At 39.9% G+C, this 21,182-nt stretch carries 11 protein-coding genes; 2 read left to right on the forward strand and 9 right to left on the reverse strand.

What is annotated here, in order from left to right:
• Positions 1-91: 91 nt before the first annotated feature.
• The 7 genes from I6F41_RS07180 to I6F41_RS07210 all read right to left on the reverse strand — a co-directional run bounded on the left by I6F41_RS07180 (position 92) and on the right by I6F41_RS07210 (position 14,803).
• The gene (locus tag I6F41_RS07180) at positions 92-2,842 is read right to left on the reverse strand and encodes a TrlF family AAA-like ATPase (protein WP_182683292.1); all 2,751 of its coding nucleotides are present in this window, start codon (positions 2,840-2,842) and stop codon (positions 92-94) included.
• A 373-nt stretch (positions 2,843-3,215) separates the two neighbouring features.
• Complete coding sequence (locus tag I6F41_RS07185; RefSeq protein ID WP_197108017.1) at positions 3,216-4,931, reverse strand: alpha-amylase family glycosyl hydrolase; 1,716 nt, start codon at positions 4,929-4,931, stop codon at positions 3,216-3,218.
• Between the two features lie 171 nt (positions 4,932-5,102).
• Positions 5,103-6,596: an MFS transporter gene (locus tag I6F41_RS07190; protein WP_197108019.1), complete on the reverse strand. Its 1,494-nt coding sequence runs from the start codon at positions 6,594-6,596 to the stop codon at positions 5,103-5,105.
• Entirely contained in the window at positions 6,586-8,457 is a 1,872-nt protein-coding gene (locus I6F41_RS07195; protein ID WP_197108021.1) for an alpha-amylase family glycosyl hydrolase, read from the reverse strand. The genes I6F41_RS07190 and I6F41_RS07195 overlap by 11 nt, the downstream gene beginning before the upstream one ends.
• A gap of 107 nt (positions 8,458-8,564) precedes the next feature.
• Positions 8,565-10,421: a glycoside hydrolase family 13 protein gene (locus I6F41_RS07200; RefSeq protein WP_197108023.1), complete on the reverse strand. Its 1,857-nt coding sequence runs from the start codon at positions 10,419-10,421 to the stop codon at positions 8,565-8,567.
• On the reverse strand, positions 10,422-11,918 hold the full coding sequence (locus I6F41_RS07205) for a tryptophan halogenase family protein (RefSeq protein ID WP_197108025.1): 1,497 nt from the start codon (positions 11,916-11,918) through the stop codon (positions 10,422-10,424).
• Positions 11,919-12,016: 98 nt separating this feature from the next.
• Complete coding sequence (locus I6F41_RS07210) at positions 12,017-14,803, reverse strand: TonB-dependent receptor (RefSeq protein WP_041454687.1); 2,787 nt, start codon at positions 14,801-14,803, stop codon at positions 12,017-12,019.
• A 662-nt stretch (positions 14,804-15,465) separates the two neighbouring features.
• Here I6F41_RS07210 and I6F41_RS07215 point away from each other — a divergent pair.
• Entirely contained in the window at positions 15,466-17,091 is a 1,626-nt protein-coding gene (locus I6F41_RS07215) for an alpha-glucosidase family protein (protein ID WP_197108027.1), read from the forward strand.
• A 59-nt stretch (positions 17,092-17,150) separates the two neighbouring features.
• On the opposite strand, the gene I6F41_RS07220 is transcribed toward I6F41_RS07215, so the two are convergent.
• The gene (locus tag I6F41_RS07220; protein ID WP_011328031.1) at positions 17,151-17,693 is read right to left on the reverse strand and encodes a TIGR00645 family protein; all 543 of its coding nucleotides are present in this window, start codon (positions 17,691-17,693) and stop codon (positions 17,151-17,153) included.
• Positions 17,694-17,917: 224 nt separating this feature from the next.
• Here I6F41_RS07220 and I6F41_RS07225 point away from each other — a divergent pair, with 224 nt between their 5' ends.
• Complete coding sequence (locus tag I6F41_RS07225; RefSeq protein WP_011328030.1) at positions 17,918-18,160, forward strand: hypothetical protein; 243 nt, start codon at positions 17,918-17,920, stop codon at positions 18,158-18,160.
• A 152-nt stretch (positions 18,161-18,312) separates the two neighbouring features.
• Here I6F41_RS07225 and topA read toward each other — a convergent pair whose 3' ends face one another.
• Complete coding sequence (gene topA / locus I6F41_RS07230; RefSeq protein WP_197108029.1) at positions 18,313-21,030, reverse strand: type I DNA topoisomerase; 2,718 nt, start codon at positions 21,028-21,030, stop codon at positions 18,313-18,315.
• Positions 21,031-21,182: the final 152 nt, after the last annotated feature.

The raw sequence follows: 21,182 nt of genomic DNA on the forward strand, positions 1-21,182 counted from the left end.
CGCAGAGGCTCACCACTTTTAAAATTTGCAATTAATAGCTAAATTTTACTAGTCGTCCACCTCAGGGCGTGTTGTTAGCACTCGGTATACACTAAATGTTAAACATCCTTTTATATCTTTTCTGAAGAGCTAGCTCACCACCTTCCATGATTTCACAAACATTTTTCCTTACATCTACTTCCTGTAATGCCCCAGAAGCAAGTGAGTTAATTTGTCCTCTATCCTCTAATGCAACCACATATTCAGAATCACCATTTACAACAATATTTGGATTGTGCGTTACAACTATTATCTGCCTATCTGCTTTGTTTTCATGTAGCTTTGATACTATTAGACTGGTGATTAATCCATTATCAAGATCATCTTCAGGTTGATCTAAGAGAAGTGGCTCTGTTCCATATGATAGTAAAAAGGAGAGTATTGCAGAAGCTTTCTGTCCTGCTGAACCTTGAGATACATCTTTAAAGCGATTCCCGTCATTGAACTTTATTGTTAGCTTATCTTCAGGAAACCATGTATTCATAGCATCAAAGTTTTGGGGCTGAAGTTGTGACATGAAATCAATAAATCTTTTACCTAACTTTGTACTTAAAATTTCGCCTGAATTAAAGTTAAAAATACCTTGTTTAAAACTATGAATTTGGTTTAACCATTGTTCTAGGTTATTTGGATCTGTAGCTTTAGTAATAGTTGATAGCTCTTTATTGAGATTAAATAGAAAACCACATTCTCGATCTAAGTCAAATATCTCAGCTGAAAATGCACTATCCGTCCTTCCTAAAATTTTCCTGAATGATGCATCTAAATCTTCTGAGTCAGAGAAAGGTGTAATCTCAACTTGAATTGAAGAGTTGCCAGATAAATATTGTTCTAGGAAAGCAAGGCGATTTACCGTCAACCTTTTTCTACATTCTATTATTTCTTGATATGATTCATTTATCGAAGTAGTTAGTTCAACAACTTGATTGTCGATGAGTTCCATACTTTTTAACGATTTATTGATTGTTTCTCTATCGCCTATTAATTTTGAATAATCTGCGGGACTGGTAACACCTTGACTTTGCAAGCTTTCAATTAGCTTATTATATTTTTCGTCAGCAGCTATGTGTGCCTGATTAAATTCAGAACGACAGTACCATTCTTTAAAGTTAGCAAGTTCAGAATCAATAGCTGTTATTGCGTTAGCAATATTTTCTTTGAAATTTGAAGCAGCTTGAATCAAGTTACTAATTTTTGTGGCAACTTCTTGCTCACTCCCTACTAAGTTATTAAATATACTTGCATCAGCTGTCGGTATTTCAACAGTATTAATGATTGTCTCGACCTGAGTTTTTAAGTTAACAACATCGGTTTCATATTGAGCGACCCTTGTTCTTTTAGCTCTAAAATCCTGATAGCTGTTAAGAATATCAGCATGACCTGACTGTTCAATTGTTTTAATTTTTTGCTCTACATCAGATAACTGCCCCAGAAGTACATTTTTATTAGATAATCTGGATTGAAGTTCTCTTCTTTGGCTACACAATGTTTGAAAGTGCGTGTATTTATCTTCCCACTCCATTTTCCATTGTTGAAACCCTACAGTTGAAGATTCATCTATCAAGCGCAAAAGGGTATTCGGATTTTTTGCTAAGTTAAATATTTGCTTTTGACTAAATATTTTTATTGGAAATCTTGAGTGCGCCTCACCATCTTCAGGTAGCCACTCACCACCCTCCGAACGAAAAATTGATACACGGTTACTTTCTTTAGTCCATTTCAAAAGGTAATGAACATCATCTCTAGTATAAACACAGCTTATTTTAGTGTTAGGTAGCATTACTCCATCAGCATCTCTTGATACTGCTACTTTAATAAAGCTTTCGAAGGAGCGGCGAATTTCATTTTGAGGGTTTAAATCCTCTAAATCTCTACTTCTATCCATGCCTAACCTGATAAATTCAAGAACTGAAGACTTACCACTTCCTCTGCCTCCAATAATAGAATTAAGCCAAGGGTTAAACTCAATAACTAACGGTGATGAACGGCCTGCGTACTTTGCAGATTCAATAGTTACTGATCGCAATAGTGTATTTGAAGCTCTGTTAGGATCAGATATTTCACTATCTGAACGGATTAGTGAAGAAGAACCATCAACTAGTGCTAGCTTAAGACCATCAATCGAAGGAGATGACATTTTCACCCATGTAAATGCTCTACCAATGTCATTAGGGTGATGAGCATCAGATCCGATTACAGATGGTAATTCGATATTTAAATTTGTATATCGTGATAGTGGTGTTGCTGCTACTTCCCTGTCAGGGAAAACTATCTCAACGGCATTAGCGTGGGTGCATACTTGCTTGACTGTATGAGAAGAAGGTTGTTGGCAAAGTCCTGCTTTCATATCTATATGGGCAGGGATTGCTACACCCCCTGCGGATTGTATTTCTTTTATTATATTTTCAGCACTCTCTTCTGCAACTGAGTCACTATCACCTTTAGTGCCACGAAACTTTGAAGCACCAACAACAGCATTAATATCTGCAGAAGTAGCACTTGGATCAAAAATAGCTAATACGTGAATGTTTGAGCTTGCTGTAATCTCTACACCAGGAAAGACATATATTGAATGATTTTCAGCTCTTAAACTTTCTGCTGCATCTTTAAGGCCGTCAACCCAATCACCAGTGTTATGATCTGTGATTGCAACGCATTCAATTCCCTTGGCTATATAGTCCAATAACCAGTCTCTAGGAGATTTAGAAGTTTTTAATGCGCTATCTGATTTTCCATAATCAAAAGAAGCTGGTGTGTGTGTATGAAAATCGAATTTCCACCATCGTGCTCCAACAAAATTCATTCTCTATCCTTGTGCTCAACTGAAACTAAAGAGTGCTAACAGCTTATTGAACACCACTATGGGGGTTTATAACTCCCCAAAACGGCGTATATTACATAGCTCAATAGTTGCACCAAATAACTCCAATGTAAACAAGTAATTACGTGTGTTATAAAATTGTCTTTGTTAAAATATCCCAAAACGACTTTTAATAATGTTATAGGGCAAAATGCAAGTAACTGCTTATTTGTACAGCTTTACTTTAATGTGATCTGATGTGTGACTTTGTGAAACTTCCCTTTAAATCGTGTTTCTACAAAGGGCGAACGGGGGGAGCTGTGCGTAGTAAAAAATAGAGGCTAACGTATGTTAACCCCTATAATAAGTATGCTATTTACAGTGTGTTATTTAGTAACAATAAACCATAGCCGGCAAGTTGATCGCCATTGAGATCGTGCTGCCAACTGGCTGTTAAACCGTCGCGTGTAATACTGCTGATGTTTTGAGCTTTATCGGTTAGGTTAAGTACAAAAACACTTTTGCTGCCGTTTAACTCTCGTGTTATTTCTACTATGCCATTGTCGTGCTGCGTTAATTGGTAACTGCCGTTAATAGTAAACTCTGGGCGCTGCTTTTTCATTGCGATTAAGTGCTGATATAAACGCCAAACAGAATTTGGTTGTGCTTGCTGCGCTGCAACGCTGCGATCGCCTGCTGCTAGTTGCTTAGCAAGAAACTCTGGCCACCAGTTTGCAAAATCATCACCAAATAATGCCGTTTCTTCAACCCAACTATTGTTACTTTGCGTAAAGCCCGCTTGATGACTATTGTCCCACTGCATAGGCGCACGTTTATAAACATCGTCACCGATGCGCTGCTGCGTTAAGCCTATTTCTTCACCGTAGTAAATATACGGCGTACCTGGCGAGCTAAATAACATGGCCGCAGCTAGTTTTGCTTTACCATCGTGCTCTTTAAGTTGATAAGCAACACGTTCTTGATCGTGATTAGTTAAGAACGGTGTAAAAAAGTGCAGTGGTGCTTGTGAGTCTTTACGTTGTTGTAGGTTTTCATCAAGGATGAGTGCATTTTTAGCTTTGTGCTGCTCATTAGATGGCATAGTACCAAAGAGCACATCTGTGTCGGTATCGGTTTTTAGTAAGCTCAAAATTTTATAGCCTACTTCAAAGTCAAAGCCTTGATCTAGCCCCTTACCTTCCCCATAGTACTTTGCGGCAATAGGAAGGTCGGCCCATGCTTCGCCTACTAGGTAAGCTTGTGGATTTACACTTTTTATATATTGATTAAAGTCTTGCCAATATTCTATCGTTTCTTGGGTGTCGGCTTGTGCATTTGCACCGCCTTCCATAGCAAAGCGTACTGCATCAAGCCTAAAACCTGCTACGCCTTTGTCGAGCCAAAACTTTGCCATTTTTTTCATTTCATTAGCCACATCTGGGTGGCGTAAATTTAAATCGGGTTGGCTTGCACCAAATGCACCATAATAATATTGCTTACGCGTTTCACTCCAATGCCATACGGCTTCTGGCTTGTCGTTATCGCTCCAAGCATGCCCCCAGCCACTGCCCGCTTTAGGCATATCGTCACGCCATACAAAATAGTCGCTAAATGGCGCTTGTTGTTTTTCAGATTGTTGAAACCAGTCATGCTGACTAGATATATGATTGATCACTAAATCTAGTATAACTTTCATACCTTTGTCATCAGCGGCTTTTATAAACGCTTCAAACTCAGCCATGCTGCCATAGTCACTTTCAACTTTATAAAACTCTGTAAAGTCATAGCCATGATAAGAAGGCGCTTCGAAAATAGGCGTTAACCACAGTGCATTTACACCTAACTCTTCTAGGTATGGGAGTTTTGCGGTCATGCCATTAAAGTCGCCATGACCATCGTTATTGCTGTCGTAAAAGCTGCGCGGCCAAATTTGATAAAATATGGCACTTTGCCACCAATCTGCTGGCTGTTCTACTGCTTTAGTTTGCGCAGTAGTTACTGCGTTATTAGTGTTAGTATTTGTTGATGGCGCTGGCTTACAACCGGTTAATGTTAGTGCCAGTGCTAATGCACTCAAAGTAAAGGTTTTCATTTTATCCCCTTTGTTTTTGTTGTTTATGCTAATTGCTGTATACCATTCAATTAAAGTGCAACTGTAATATGTTGCGAATGGTTTTAAGCTAATGGTTAGTTATTTTGCTGCCTCTATCCTTGCCTTAAAAATGCAATGGTAGAGGCAGTAATTTGCTTTTATTTATAAAAGTTAAGATTGTTTAACGCGCAATACGGCAACGGCTGCCAGTAAAAACGACACCGCGCCTATTAACAAAGCGTATATTGGTTGATTCTCAAAAAAGTGGCGTAATATAAGCCCTAAAATGCTGGCGGCTAACAGCTGGGGTATAACAATAAAAAAGTTAAATATGCCCATATAAACACCCATTTTACTGCTTGGCACCGAGGTACTTAACATGGCGTATGGCAGTGATAAAATAGACGCCCACGCAAAGCCAATGCCTATCATTGGCCAAATAAGTAAGGTGGGATCTTTAATAACAATAAAGCTGGCTAAGCCCAGCGCGCCTAAAATTAGGTTAAAACAATGGGCGAGCTTTAAACCAATGCGCTTAACTATTATCGGAATACATATTGCAGCAAGTGCTGCAAAGCCGTTATACGCGGCAAATAATATACCTACCCAGTCAGCGCCGTTGTTATAAGCTGGGGAACTGGTATCGCTGCTGCCGTAATGAAAACCCGTTACCGCTGAAGTGGTATAAATCCACATTGCAAATAACGAAAACCAGCTAAAAAACTGCACCCACGCCAGCTGCTTCATGGCTTCGGGCATAGTAAATACGTCGTTTAATACCTGATAAAAACCGCCCGATGTAAGTTGTTTAGTTTGCAAGGCTGCCGCTATAAACTGAACAACCCCAAAACTCACTAAACCACCAGCTAATAAATACAGTTCTTTTTCTAAATTTAAGGCGCTTACCAAGGCTAAAACGGCTAAGCCTAAAACACTAAATATTATGCCCCCTTTGCTAAAGTTAATATTAGCTGTTGGTTGGCTTTGAGAAGTAGGCTCTTCTTGTTGATTAAATGCAGCGAGTTGCTCTGGCGAGTATTCTTTGGTGGTTAGAATACTCCAACCTACAGCAACCAGTAAAATTACCGCGCCAAAGTAAAACGAATATTTTACTGAATCAGGAATTTGCCCAGCCGGTGCTGTATTGGCAATACCAAACCAGTTAGCCATCATCCATGGTAGTGCTGATGCAACTACAGCGCCAATGCCGATAAAAAAGCTTTGCATGGCATAACCTGTTGCACGCTGTTTTTTAGGTAGGTTGTCGCCAACTAAAGCACGAAACGGTTCCATAGTAACGTTAATTGACGCATCCATAATCCACAACATACCGGCTGCAACCCACAGCGTTGGTGAGTTAGGCATTATAAATAACGACAGTGTAGTTAAAATTGCACCATATAAAAAAAACGGACGGCGGCGACCTAACTTACCCCAGGTTTTATCACTCCAGTAACCAATAATAGGTTGTACAATTAACCCCGTTAGCGGAGCGGCTACCCATAAAATAGGTATATCATCAATGTCGGCACCAAGCGTTTGAAATATACGACTAACGTTACCGTTTTGCAGGGCAAACCCAAATTGAATCCCTAAAAAACCAAAACACATGTTCCATATTTGCCAAAAGCTTAGGTCAGGTTTATTGCTATTATTATTGTTCATTATTTACCTTATTGGTTAATACCGCGCTACTTAGTGCATTAAGGGTAAGTGTAAAACTTGCACCTTGATCGTTATTGCTCACTAACACACCGCTATGTGTTTCGAGTAAATCGTGTAACGCTGAATTTGCGCCTATATTTGCAGTTGTTTGGCTATTTAAGTTAATAGTGATTGTTTGTTGTTGCTCGCTAAAGTTGCTTAGTACCAAAATAACTTGGCGACCTAAACTACGTGAAAACGCAACAACCCTGTCGCTACCCTGTACGTTTAAAGCGTGCATATCACCGCCCACTACCGCAGGTAAGTTATTTAACGCCATTATGGCTTTGTAGTATTTTTGTAAGCTAGCTTGCTCAGGTATTAAATTAGCGCCATCGAACTGGCCGTTATTCATCCACGCTTGATGCGCCGGAACGCCAATATAATCAAAAATACTGGTACGGGTTGGCGTGCCAAACCCGGCGTTTTCAGAGCCATCTTCGCCTACATCTTGACCAAAATATAACAAGCTAGGCGAGCGGCTAATTAACGTAGATACCACCATGGCTGGTTTGCCCCATAGCGCGTTACCTGCAAAATCGGGGCTGGCAATACGTTGCTCGTCGTGGTTTTCTAAAAAGTGCAGCATGTGCTGTTCTATATCGGCAACTTGCTGTTGTGCATCAAAAATAGTGCTCGCAGCTTGCTTATTTTGCATAATAGCTTTTAGCGTGTCGTAAAAACCCACCTTATCGTATAAGTAATCCATTTTGCCCTGATGAATATAACCTCGGTACATTTTTGGGTTATATACTTCGGCAAGTAAAAAGGCATTAGGGTTTTGCATTTTGATTGCCGAATTTAAAAAACTCCAAAATTCAACTGGCACCATTTCGGCCATGTCATAGCGAAAGCCATCTACGCCTTTATCTAACCAAAATAGTGCAATATCGCGAAATTTATACCAGCTGTTAGGTAGGTTTTTGTCTTGCCAAAATTCATAGTGCGCTCGTGCATCTTTAGTTGCAAAGCTTGCAGGAAGGGTTGGAAAGTCATAACTGCCATCGGGTTTAACCCCGTAGTTTACTTTTACAGTTTCGTACCAGTCGTTTATATCGGGCTTGGCTGCACGCGCGCCGTTTCCTGTCCATTTAGCAGGGCTTTCGTTAAACAAGCCATCGGCTAATGGGTGTGCATCTCCCCCTAAAACTTGATATTGCTCAGAGCTAGGTACTTGAAAAGACTGCCCTGGCACATAATAAAAGTTATTATCACGCGCATATTCTTTGCTGGTATCGTCTTGCTCGCCAAAGTCTTTTACACCAGCAGGCCTAGCAATTGAATGATAGTTACGCGCCACATGGTTTGGCACAATATCAATAACCACTTTCATACCATGTTGATGAGTGCGCTCAATAAGTGCAGAAAACTCCACTAAGCGACGCTCTGGGTTTACTGCAAGATCTGGGTTTACATCGTAGTAATCTTTTATTGCATAAGGCGAACCCGCACGGCCTTTAACTACATCAGGGTCGTCTTGTTTTATCCCGTATTGGCTATAATCGCCCACCAGCGCATGATGCAACACGCCGGTATACCAAACATGGGTGGTGCCTAAATCTTTAATGCCTTGCAATGCGGCGTCATTAAAGTCGGCAAATTTGCCAACCCCATTTTGCTCTTTAGTGCCCCAAGGTACATTCACCGTTTGGGTGTTACCAAACAAACGAGTGAATACTTGGTATACAACTGGTTTGCTGATCTCATCTGCAGATTTAGTTAATTGCTCATTAACCTGATTAGCTTGTGTTTCGCTATCTGAGCAGCCTGTTAGGTAAATGCTGCTGGCTAAAAGCAAAGGGCTATATTTAATTATCTTCATTATTGTCATAGTGCTACTTTACTACTTTGTCGTTTTTGTTATGAATTTAATACTAGTGTGAAGCGCGACTGACTGACAGTCGCTGCATACGTATTCAGTTAAGCAATTTACTCTATCACTAATACTGTGGCGCTCATGGGTGCTAATGTTATTGCATCAGTTAAATTAATTTGCTGCTTAGTAAACAAGTTTGTTGCTGTTGTATGCAGCTTAAGCACCTCTTGCATATACTCTAATGACCAATTTTTAGCCTGCTTATTTTTATTCAAAAATACCAACACTATTTGCTCATCGGCTATACGTGCATAACTGTAAATACCTTGCTGTGGGCTAAAATGCGTTAGCTTGCCATAACCTAATGCAGGGCTTTGCTTTCTAAAATTAAGTAACGTACGTAGGGTTTGGTGCATATCACGCTGTGCATTTGTGAGCCCTTTACCTGTAAAGGCATTAACTGTTTGCCCAGCAAAGCCGCCCGGAAAATCAATACGAATATCGCCGTGGTCATTACTGCCTGTGTTATCGAGTAATACTTCGGTGCCATAATACATTTGTGCAATACCGCGGGTGGTAAGCAGCATGGTCATCGCCATTTTGGTTTTATTTAGATTTTGCTTTAGCTCAGTATAAACACGGCTCATATCGTGGTTATCGGCAAATACTAAAAGGTTATTTGGATTAGGGTATAAAAAATCATTGGCAAGTGAGTGGTATACTTTAACCCAACCTGTGTTCCAGCTTTCATCTTCGTTTAAAGCTTGAATGAGCGCCTCTTGCAGCGAAAAGTCCATCACACTGGGTAAACTTGAAGTATAACCGTCGCTGTTATTTTTGCCCGCTTGCCAATACGATGCAATTGCTGGATTGGTAGTCCACTCTTCACCAACAATATTAAACGCTGGGTATTCGCTCATAATTGCTTTGGTCCAATTGGCTAAAAAAGCTTTGTCTGAGTATGAATATGTATCTACTCGAATACCGCTTAAATTTGCATACTCAATCCACCAAATGGTGTTTTGAATTAGGTAGGTTGCCAACAAAGGTTGACGCTGGTTTAAATCGGGCATGGTTTCTACAAACCAGCCATCGCTAAATTGACGTTTATCGAACTGGCTGGCGTGAGGGTCTTGAATGGTTTGCCTTGCATGACTAGTGGCATGTTTACCATTGGCGAACTCACCATTAAAATTAATCCAATCAGACGTTGGCTTGTCATTCATCCACACATGCTCAGAGCCAAAGTGATTAAGTACAAAATCCATCACTAAACCAATCCCCTGTTGCTGCGCTTTATTTGACAGCTCTTGGTAGAGTTCATTACTGCCCATGCGGGGATCTATATTATAAAAGTCAGTAATAGCATAACCATGGTAAGAGTAGCTTGGCATATTGTTTTCAAGCGCTGGGGTTAACCACAATTGAGTTACCCCTAAATCATTTAAATATGGAAGTGCATTGATCACCCCTTGCAAGTCGCCACCGTGGCGCCCGCCTTTACTTTTTGGATCAGCGGCCTCTAACATGCCTGCTGCGGTGTCGTTACTGCTATCGCCATTTACAAAACGGTCTGGGTTAATTAAATAAAGGGTATCTTGGCTGTTAAAGCCTTTACGCTTGGCACTATTGCTGCTGCGAGTATGTAACGGGTATTCAAAGCGCTCACCCGTTGGGCTGGTAAACACTAAGTCACCAGGCTTTGCTTGCGGCGTTATTTTTAGGTTTAAAAACGCATAATTAGGGTTATCTGTTTTGCTAATACTGATTAACTTAACCCCATTGTAGGGGATTAATTGCCACTGTTGTTTAGCAATGTTTGGCTCATGCAACATAACTTGCAATGCCTCATTTTGCATGCCAACCCACCAATTTTGTGGCGATACAGACATGGCCTGTGCCTTTGTTGCAGTAAATGGTATTGCAGTAAACAATGTTGTAGCAAACAGTGCTTTAATTAGCTTTTTCATTTAATTATTTTTCATCCTAGATAAAAATTCACTATGGGAAGGGAGTTGTTCAACCGTGTGGTTAATCAAAGCTTTTAAATCAGAAAATAATGCGAGCAGCTGCTCATCAGTTAGGGCGTTGGCTAATGGGTGATAATCATCTGCTTCAAGCCCCTGACCTATCATTACTTGCTGCCACGCTGGCTCGGAAAAAAGTTCGTCGTCTTCTCGAATGAGCTTGCCTGTTTGCTTGAACAAGGTTATTTTTTGTTGCAGCGTTTCGGGAATACTCATTTGCTGACATTGACGCCAAAATGCGCTATCTGTGCGGGTGGTAAGCTTATAATGTAAAATTATAAAGTCGCGTATGCGTTCTATTTCGGTTTTACTTTGCAGGTTATATGTAGTTACTTGCGAGTGTTTAATCCCATTATGCGGAAACAACTTAATTAATCGAATAGCCGCTGTTTGAATTAAATGAATACTGGTTGACTCTAACGGCTCTAAAAACCCACTTGAGAGTCCAATAGCAACTACATTTTTATGCCATTGTAAGCGTCGGCGCCCCGTTTTAAAACGGATCACCCGCGGCTCTGTTATTGCTTTGCCGGGCAAATTAGCGAGTAATTGCTGCTTTGCTTCATCATCTGTTAAATAGCGGCTCGAGAACACTAAGCCGTTACCAACTCTGTGCTGTAAAGGTATTTGCCATTGCCAACCAGCATTTTGGGCAATAGAGCGAGTATAAGGTACTGGCTCATTCGCTGATTCACTTTGCACTGCTACTGCGCTGTCGCAAGGTAGCCAATGCGACCAGTCTTCAAAGCCTGTATTTAAGGTTTTTTCAATTAATAATGCACTTAGCCCGGTGCAGTCAATAAATAAGTCGCCCTTAATTACTGAGCCACTCTCAAGTGTTAATGCTTGTATATCACCTGACTGCTGACACTGCTGCACGCTTTTTATTTTACCTTCTACACGTTTAACACCGCGCTGCTGCGCAAGTTTTTTTAACAGTTTGGCATATAAGGTTGCGTCAAAATGATAAGCATAATGTAACCCTGGTAATTGGGTATTAGGCAAATTACGTAAATGGGCGAATTTACCTGCTTTTGCCGCTTGGTAGTTAACAGAAAAATCCCACAAGTCGGGGGCGTGGTTTTGCTGTTTTGCTTTTAGCCAAAAGTGATGAAACTCACAAAATGGAAAATCTTTACCTATGCTACCAAAGGCATGCATGTATTTATGATTTTGCTCGCGCCAGTTTTCAAACTCAATCCCTAATTTAATCGTTGCTTGAGTGGCATTAATAAACTCATGTTCATTTATGCCCAACGCGCCATTTAAATGCGAAATTGGCGGAATACTCGCCTCTCCTACGCCAATAGTCCCTATTTGATCAGACTCAACTAAGGTGATGTTGATCACGTTACCCAATACTTTATTTAATAAGGCTGCCGTGATCCATCCTGCAGTGCCCCCACCGGCAATTACCACATTTGTTATTTTATTATTCATTTAGTTTTCACCATGGTTGTTGAATAAACCAGTATTGAATGTGATATAAAAAAGCCCTTGTAAAGCAAATCACAAGGGCTTTTCAACGCTAAATAAAACTAGAGTTTATAACTAAAGCCTAGTAAAAATGTACGGCCATAATCTTGGTAGTCACGTATTTGTAGGTCGTTATCGCCTTGCAGCGATACAAAAGGTTCTTCGGTAATATTTTGCACTTGGAAGGTAACACTTAAGCCAGCTAAGCTATCAAAACCGCCTTCGCTAAAGTCATAACCTAATTGTGCATCCCAAATTGTTTCGCCTTTGATATCAACTTGAGTGGTTTCAAAGCCTAAACCATATACGTCACCTTTAAAGTCACTACGTTTGCGCATACTGGTACGTGCTTGAAAACCGCTGTGCTCATAATAAAAGGTTAAGCTGTCGATTTGGTCTGATAAGCCTGGTAACTCATATTCGTTACCATTTTGATCACTCAAGTCTTGCTCTACACCTGTATGGCTAGCAATTAAACCAAAACCTTCTAGGCTTGGATGAAATACGCTAAATGGTAATGATAAAGATAGCTCATAACCCCAAAGGTCGCCTTCACCGCCATTTACTTTACCTGAGCCTGTGCCGGTAGAGGTAGCTGGAATTTCACCTGTAGATGGGTCTGCAACACCTGTCATATCTACATCATAGGTACCATCAAAAATCCATTGCGTAATATCTTTGTAGAAGAATGCTGCAGCAAAGTAACCTTCTGCATCAAAATAGTTTTCGTAGCTTAGGTCAAAGCCTGTTGCTTCTTTAGGCTCAAGCTTTGGATTACCACCCGAAATGCTCCAAAAATTACCGTTATCGTCTGGTTGTGTTTGGCTGTAAGTGGCATTTATTGATGCATTCATTTCATCAAGACGTGCGCGCGAAATTGTTTTTGCTGCACCAAAACGTATTGTTTGCTCTTCATCAATTGCAAACGATAAGTTTATGCTTGGTAAAAAGTGGCTATAGTCATGGCTAACATCGGTAGGCGTTACAACCACTAAGCCATTAACTGTATTAGCAGCAGAGCCTTGTGATGATTGATCTGTTTGTACATAACGCGCACCAATATTACCCGTTACCGGAATTGAGCCAATTTCTGCGTTAATATCTAGCTGTGCAAATACTGCAATTACTTCTTCTTGAACAGTCCAAGATTGCGTTTTGTGCTTTTGGTTTGTAAGGCTTTCTTGTAATAGGTCGTAGTAGCCATCGTTTACTAAGCCGTTTGTATCGTAGGCAACCATGTTACCCATACCAATAAAGTCTAAGCTAGCAGACCCTTCACGGTATTGCTCAGGAATAGCCAACATACCTGGATTAGCAAGCGAGAAGTCTTTTAAGGTCATGTAATACCCTTCAGACAACTTACTTTTTTCGCGATCCCGATATGAAACACCAAAGCTTACTTTACTAAAATACTCATTTTCGAGTGCTTTGCTCGCAGCAAGCTTTAATGTTTGTAGTTCATCGTTAATTTCTGGGGCGTTAATAAAGCCGTCTTGTGCTGTGTTTTCATAAGCAGTGCCCGTTAAACCGTATTTGTCGTTAAGGGCTGAACTCGCTCCCCAAGATAACGGGCCGCCTAATTGAATAAGATCATAATCACTGTAATCTAATTCATGACTAAATTGCGCGCCAGTATTGCCACCATCAAAGGCATAACCTATGTTATCAGCAACGCCGTTTGCATCGCCACGCCCTGTACCAGAGTAACTTTCGATACTCCAAATTTGACGTTTTACTTCAGATACACTGGCATCAAACTCTAACGACCATGAATCATTAATATCGTATTTAGTGTTAAAACCAAATTGCGTTAGCTCAGCATTACGTTCTTCATAATCGTTACGAACGACAACTCGTTGCCCTTGTGTAACTGCACTGGTGATAAAACCAGACGACTCATCTATTTCAGCGCTTGAAGCATCTATTGTGCCTTGGCCCCATGCAAAAGGTACTTCTATACCACGTAATATCTTCTCATCTGAAAAATCAACATAAAGCGCATCAAACGTCATGTTTAAACGATCAGTTGGTGCGGCTTCAAGTACAAACATTGCTGAATCACGTTCAAGTGTTGATGAGCGCACATAAGGTTTTGCACCACCTAATATAGAATATTGCTCGCCAGCTGCTTCAAATTCAGGGTAGCCCCATGAGTTCCATCGTTTTTCTTGGTTTGGTGAACTCATTTTATTATAAGCAAACGCAACACCTATGGTGTCATCTGCAAACTGGTCAATGTACGAAATTGTGCCGCGATAACCACTGTCGTTGCCATCAGGGTTTAATTTATCAAAACCTGTTTGCTCTAATTGGCCATTAAACATGATCACACGCTCACCTTTACTTAAAGGCTTAACGGTTTGCATGTCGATTACACCAGCAATACCTTCTGCATCAAGACTTGCATTAGGCGTTTTATAAACGGTTACACCGCTCATTATTTCTGATGGGTACAGGTCAAATTCAACACCACGGTTGTCACCAATAGAAACTTGCTCGCGACCATTAAAGGTAGTGGCACTTTCATTTTCGCTAAAGCCACGCACACTTACACGACTTGCTCGGCCATCAAGACGCTGCGCGGTTAAACCCGGTAAGCGTGCAATAGATTCTGCAATAGATGAGTCTGGTAATTTACCAATATCTTCAGCAGAAATTGACTCTACAACCTGTGTAGAAAAACGTTTGGTGTTTATTGACTCAACTAAACTGCCACGAAAACCTTTAACTTCGATGATTTCAACATCTTCTTTTTTTATTGTATTTTCTTGCGCGGCAGCAGTAGCAAAGCTTGATAAACCAGCAGCTGTTAATGCCAACGTTAATATACTTGGTTTGAACATAGACATGATGTTTTTCCCGTTACCCATATTGTGATCCTCGCTTTGTTTGAGTGATAGTCAAACAAAGTGAGCTAATTTTGTTGTCAGGATTAATGTTAACGCTCTCTTCATTTTATTAACAACTTTATGCATACGTATTCAACACTTGCACATTGACATCATATTAACATAAAAACAACCTGAAACACCATAAGTCATTGTTTTTTATTGCTTTTTGTAACTTTACATTAATTTCTTAATAAATTTAGTTAAGTAATTATATTTATCAATAAATGGCGCAAGTTGTTAAATGTAAACTGAATAAAAATAACCATATTTAAGCTGATCCCTGCTCTGTATACGCTTATTGTTGGGCGTACAATTGGTAAGACCAATGAAGTATAGAGGCGATTAACTCAAGCCATTGTTAATAATGATTAAAATAAGAATTAACCTATAAATCAATTTAAAAACCTTAATTGGTAAGGTTGTTTTCTCGCTAATTTAAAATATTTAATTGGTTTTTAGTGATTTTTTTAATACTTAAAAAGTGTGTATTTTACTGCATACGTATGCAGTATTTTTACAGAATCACGGGCTTCACGTATGCTTTTTAGAAATATTATATGGTGAGTTAACAAACCATATTTAGCGTAATCGAAATACGGTGTGCAATGACGGAGAAAAGCATGGCCCAACAGCAGTGGTACAAAGGTGCGGTAATTTATCAGGTTTATCCGCGTAGCTTTCAAGATAGCAACAATGATGGTATTGGTGACTTAAAGGGGATAATTAATCGCATTGATTATATTAAAAGCTTAGGTGTTGATGCTATTTGGATTTCACCTTTTTTTAAATCGCCAATGAAAGACTTTGGTTACGATATTAGCGACTACCGAGATATTGACCCAATATTTGGTGATTTAAACGATTTTGATGCGCTAATTGAACAAGCGCATGCCCGCGATATTAAAATTATTATTGACCAAGTACTCAGCCATACCTCTGATCAACACCAATGGTTTTTAGATAGCCGCGAAAATACCACTAATGATAAGTCTGATTGGTATGTTTGGGCTGAGTCAAAAGAAGATGGTACAGCACCTAATAATTGGTTATCTATTTTTGGCGGCCCGGCATGGCAGTGGGAGCCGCGCCGAGGTCAGTATTATTTACACAACTTTTTAACCGAGCAGCCCGATTTAAACTTTCATAATCCAGATGTTAGACAAGCTGTGCTTGATAACGTGGAATTTTGGCTGAAAAAAGGTGTAGATGGCTTTAGGCTCGATGCAATTAACTTTTGCTACCACGATGCGCAATTACGCGACAATCCTGCAAAACCAAAAGATAAGCGCCAAGGCCGCGGTTTTAGTGAAGATAACCCGTACGCGTTTCAGTATCACTATTACAACAACACCCAACCAGAAAACATCGAATTTATGCAAGATATTCGTGCCTTACTTAATAAGTATCCAGGTGCGGTTTCATTGGGTGAAATATCATCTGAAGATTCACTCGCTACTATGGCGCAGTATACCCAAGGTGGCGATAAGCTACACATGGGTTACAGCTTTGAATTACTCACTGATGACTACTCTAGTGAATACATTAGAACAACAGTGCAAACGCTTGAGCAGCAAATGACTGAAGGTTGGCCTTGCTGGGCGTTTAGTAACCATGATGTAGAACGTGTTGCGAGCCGTTGGAGCGACAATGGCGAAATTAACCCTGCCCAATGTAAAATGCTTACAGCCCTACTCGCTTCACTGCGTGGTAGTGTATGTATGTATCAAGGAGAAGAGCTAGGTTTGGGCGAAGCAAACGTGGCCTTTGAAGACTTACAAGACCCTTACGGAATTACATTTTGGCCTAACTTTAAAGGCCGTGATGGCTGTAGAACTCCAATACCTTGGGAAAATGAGCAAGTAGATTATGCTGGGTTTAGTGAAAATAAGCCTTGGTTGCCTGTAGACACAGCACACAAATCTCAATCGGTAGCAGAGCAAAATAGCGATAAAAACTCTATTTTAAACGCGTACCGTGAATTTATGGCTTGGCGTAAAACGCAAGCGGTGATGATTACAGGCGATATTGAGTTTATCCATACAGCCGAACCGATCCTGGCATTTTATAGAACACTTAATAATGAAAAAATGATATGTGTATTTAATTTAAGTGCGCAACAAGCAAGATTAAGTTTGCCGGTAGCTATAACTAAAGCGTATGACACGCTTTCGCATCACAATGCTACTTTGAGTAATAACCAGCTAATAATGAATGGTTTTGGCTGCTATTACGCCCAATGTAGCTAAAAGTCATTTAATATAAAAAAAAAGCCTGAGTACGCTCAGGCTTTTTTATAGCTTACAACTTAATGACTGCTAGTTTTACAGTTTAAATAATCGGTAAACGCAAACAGTACCCCTGAAACAACAAAGGTTAGGTGGATTACTATTTTAAATATAAGCTGATCTGATGAATATTGTGCTGAGTTTAAAAATACTTTTAATAATTCCACAGCAGAAATAGCAACAATTGCACTGATCAGTTTCATTTTTAAACCGGAAAAGCCAACTTTTCCCATCCAAGCAGGTCTGTCTTCATGGTTATTAGTTTTAAGCTTAGACACAAAACTCTCATAACCGCTAAAAATAACTATCATTAACAAGCCAGCTAAAAGCGTGGTGTCAACCAATGTTAGAATAGCAACTAACATATCTTGATTAGACGCACTAAATACTGAGCTCCCCATATAGTAAAGCTGCTTAAAAAACTTTATTAATAATACTATTACCGCAAATAATAACCCAACAAAAAATGGTGCTATTAACCAACGTCCATTAAATATAAAACACTCCAATACCGATTCTATTTTATTTGTTTTGGTTGGCTTAGAGCTTGATGATTCGTCCATGTATGATCCTAATTACCATTAAAATTTAACATTAACTTATTTCCTATTCTAATACAATGAGTTGAGCCTATTGCAATTTTAGTATTCCTTATCCTGACGATAAAAATATTTCGTTATCTTTTATTTCAAATTCGATTAAAAATCAGCATACCAACAGAGTTGTTCTGGCTTGGGTACACTTGTTTTAAATAACAATTGTCATAACATTTTTTAGGAATAAACAAATGAACAAAGCATTGCTAGCATTAATCGTAGCACCTCTATTTGCACTGTCTGCACTTAATGTGGTTGCAGAAGATGCGGCGGACGCTTCAGCTGAAACAGTTAAAGAATACACAGAAATGTGTGTTAACTGGGCTAAAGATGACGACGTAAGCAATGAAGAGCTTTATGGCTATGTATTAAAGTGCGTGAATGATGAGCTTGTATCTGAAGGCTACAAAAAGGTCTCTGCAGTAAAAATTTAATTAAGTTTATTGTCTAATTAAGTCTATTGCTAATAAAGCCGTTGCGAACACTTTTAATTAGATATAAAAAAACCGGAATCGACACTCAAAGTGTATTCCGGTTTTTTATTGCTTTCAAAAAGAGAAAAATTAAATACTTATATTAGTATTATTTATTCATCATCTTTTTTAGTTTTTGCTTTAGCCTTAGTTTTAGCAGGCGCTTTTTTGGCAGCTGCTTTCTTTTTTGGTGCTGCTTTTTTCTTCGCTTCTTCAACCCACTTACCCGCAACATAATGCGCAGTCCAACCGGTCGCTTTACCGTCGACTTCGGTCATTACATACTGCTCTTTATTTTTACGGCTGTAGCGTACAACAGCTAAGTTTCCATCTGGATCTTGTGCTGGTGCATCGGCTAAGTAATAAAACTTAGGTGAAATACGGTCTCTAAAGCGTTGTAACTCTTCAACCTTAGGCGCACGTGTTTCGCGCGATTTAGGGAAGGTATTTGCAGCCAAGAAAATACCTGCTGCGCCATCACGTAAAACAAAATACGCATCTGACTTTTCACATTCTAATTCGGTAATGTGAACAGGGTCTTCTTTTGGCGGCGCAGCTTCGCCGTTTTTAAGTAACTTACGGGTATTTTTACACTCATCGTTATTACAACCAAAGTACTTACCAAAACGTCCCGATTTTAATTCCATATCCGCGCCACACTTATCACATTCAATAAGAGGCCCGTCATAGCCTTTAATTTTAAACGTGCCCTGCTCAACTACATGGCCACTACATGCTGGGTTATTACCACATACATGTAATTTACGGGTTTCGTCGATTAGGTATGAATCCATTGCCGTTTCACAAATTGGGCAACGTTTCATTTGCATTAATGTTTCGGTTTCAAGATCTTCTGCATCGGCACTGTCTGCGGCAACTGCTTCATCGCCCGATACTAAGTTCATCGTTGTTGTACAACGCTCTTTTGGTGGCAAGTTATAACCAGTACACCCTAAGAACACGCCAGTAGATGCGGTACGGATACCCATTTTACGGCTACAAGTCGGACATTCAATATCAGTTTCGACCATTTCATTAAGACGCATTCCGCCATTTTCAGGCTCGTCTTTCGCAACAGTTAATTGCGTTGAAAAGTCGGCATAAAACTTATCGAGTACTTCGGTCCAAATGCGCTCGCCTTCGGCGATATCATCTAAACGACCTTCCATTTTGGCGGTAAAGTCAAAGTTCATTAAGTCTTCAAAATTTTCTACTAAGCGGTCGGTAACTATTTCACCCATTTTTTCAGCGAAGAAACGACGGTTTTCAACCCGTACATAACCACGATCTTGAATAGTAGAAATAATAGATGCATAAGTAGATGGGCGGCCAATACCACGTTTTTCAAGCTCTTTTACTAAACTCGCTTCGCTAAAACGCGCTGGCGGTTTAGTAAAGTGTTGCTTAGGGTCAAGTTCAATTAACGTTAATGTTTCGCCTACTGTTACTGCAGGTAAAGACTGATCTTCTTCGTTCTTTTTACGAATAGCAGGCTGTACTTTAGTCCAACCATCAAAGCGTAGCACACGGCCTTTGGCTTTTAGTTGGAAGTCATTTGCTGCTACCGTTAATGTCGTTAAGTCGTATTCTGCAGGTACCATTTGGCACGCTACAAATTGACGCCAAATTAGCTCATATAGTTTTTTAGCATCGGCATCAACCCCTTCAATATGCCCCGAAAGCACAGTTACACTAGATGGACGAATTGCTTCATGCGCCTCTTGTGCATTGCCTTTTGAGCTATAATTAATAGGATCTTTAGGTAAGTATTTTTCACCAAATTGCTCTGTTACATATTCGCGACACATAGCAACCGCATCTTTTGACAGATTAGTTGAGTCGGTACGCATATAGGTAATGTAACCGCCTTCGTACAAGCGCTGCGCTAGCATCATGGTTTTTTTAACGCCATAGCCTAAACGTGTACTGGCTGCTTGTTGCATAGTTGAGGTGATTAAAGGCGCACTTGGGCGACTTTTACTTGGTTTTTCGTCAACGCTTATAACTTTATATTCTGCATTCTCAAGGCTTTTAACTGCTGCGCTAGCCTGAGCTTCATTTACTGGCTTAAATGGCTTGCCTGCTTGTTTGGCTACTTCTAAGCGTAACTCTGACTCAGCATTTTTAACGTCAGCATGAATATCCCAAAACTCTTCAGGTATAAACGCTTTAATTTCGCGTTCACGCTCAACGAGTAAGCGCACTGCTACCGATTGAACACGTCCAGCCGAAAGTCCACGTGCCACTTTTGCCCACAGTAAGGGAGATACCATAAAACCAACAACACGGTCTAAAAAACGACGTGTTTGCTGCGCATATACCATATCGGTATTAAGCTCACCAGGTGTTTCGAATGCTTGCTGAATTGCGTTTTTTGTAATTTCGTTAAAAACTACACGCTTATATTTTGCAGGTTCACCGCCAATAATTTCTTGAAGGTGCCAAGCAATTGCTTCCCCTTCTCTATCCAAATCCGTTGCGAGATATATTTGGTCAGCGTTTTCGGCAAGCTTTTTAAGCTCTTGTACTACCTTTTCTTTTCCTGGCAGTATTTCGTAATGTGGTTCCCAGCCTTTATCAGGGTCAATGCCCATACGCGCGACTAAGTTAGAATAGTCTCGTTGCTTTTTATACGCTGCTTTCTCTTCAGGTGGTAATTTACGCACTTCAGCCGGCGTTTTAGTCGCTGGCACTTTGTTTTTTCCAGAACCTGAAGTAGGTAAATCTCGCACGTGTCCAATACTGGACTTTACGATGAAGTCATTACCTAAATATTTATTAATTGTTTTAGCCTTAGCAGGTGACTCTACAATTACTAGCGATTTGCCCATAGTTGCCTATTTCTAACCAAGTTTTTTAAAATGTGTTTAGCCGACATAAGCGGCACGAATATTTATAGGTATATCTACAAACACTAATTGTTACAAGCTTTTAATACAAACTTTTCAGTTTTAAGCGAATAAACGAACAATTTCTGCGTTTA

The sequence above is a fragment of the Pseudoalteromonas sp. SCQQ13 genome (genome assembly GCF_015864415.1).
In the GTDB taxonomy this organism is placed as follows: Bacteria; Pseudomonadota; Gammaproteobacteria; order Enterobacterales; family Alteromonadaceae; genus Pseudoalteromonas; species Pseudoalteromonas nigrifaciens.

Bases quoted from the DNA above. Each gene is read 5' to 3' on its own strand.
- I6F41_RS07180 (WP_182683292.1), bottom strand. From the start codon at position 2,842: ATGAATTTTGTTGGAGCACGATGGTGGAAATTCGATTTTCATACACAC.
- I6F41_RS07185 (WP_197108017.1), bottom strand. From the start codon at position 4,931: ATGAAAACCTTTACTTTGAGTGCATTAGCACTGGCACTAACATTAACC.
- I6F41_RS07190 (WP_197108019.1), bottom strand. From the start codon at position 6,596: ATGAACAATAATAATAGCAATAAACCTGACCTAAGCTTTTGGCAAATA.
- I6F41_RS07195 (WP_197108021.1), bottom strand. From the start codon at position 8,457: ATGAAGATAATTAAATATAGCCCTTTGCTTTTAGCCAGCAGCATTTAC.
- I6F41_RS07200 (WP_197108023.1), bottom strand. From the start codon at position 10,421: ATGAAAAAGCTAATTAAAGCACTGTTTGCTACAACATTGTTTACTGCA.
- I6F41_RS07205 (WP_197108025.1), bottom strand. From the start codon at position 11,918: ATGAATAATAAAATAACAAATGTGGTAATTGCCGGTGGGGGCACTGCA.
- I6F41_RS07210 (WP_041454687.1), bottom strand. From the start codon at position 14,803: ATGTCTATGTTCAAACCAAGTATATTAACGTTGGCATTAACAGCTGCT.
- I6F41_RS07215 (WP_197108027.1), top strand. From the start codon at position 15,466: ATGGCCCAACAGCAGTGGTACAAAGGTGCGGTAATTTATCAGGTTTAT.
- I6F41_RS07220 (WP_011328031.1), bottom strand. From the start codon at position 17,693: ATGGACGAATCATCAAGCTCTAAGCCAACCAAAACAAATAAAATAGAA.
- I6F41_RS07225 (WP_011328030.1), top strand. From the start codon at position 17,918: ATGAACAAAGCATTGCTAGCATTAATCGTAGCACCTCTATTTGCACTG.
- topA (WP_197108029.1), bottom strand. From the start codon at position 21,030: ATGGGCAAATCGCTAGTAATTGTAGAGTCACCTGCTAAGGCTAAAACA.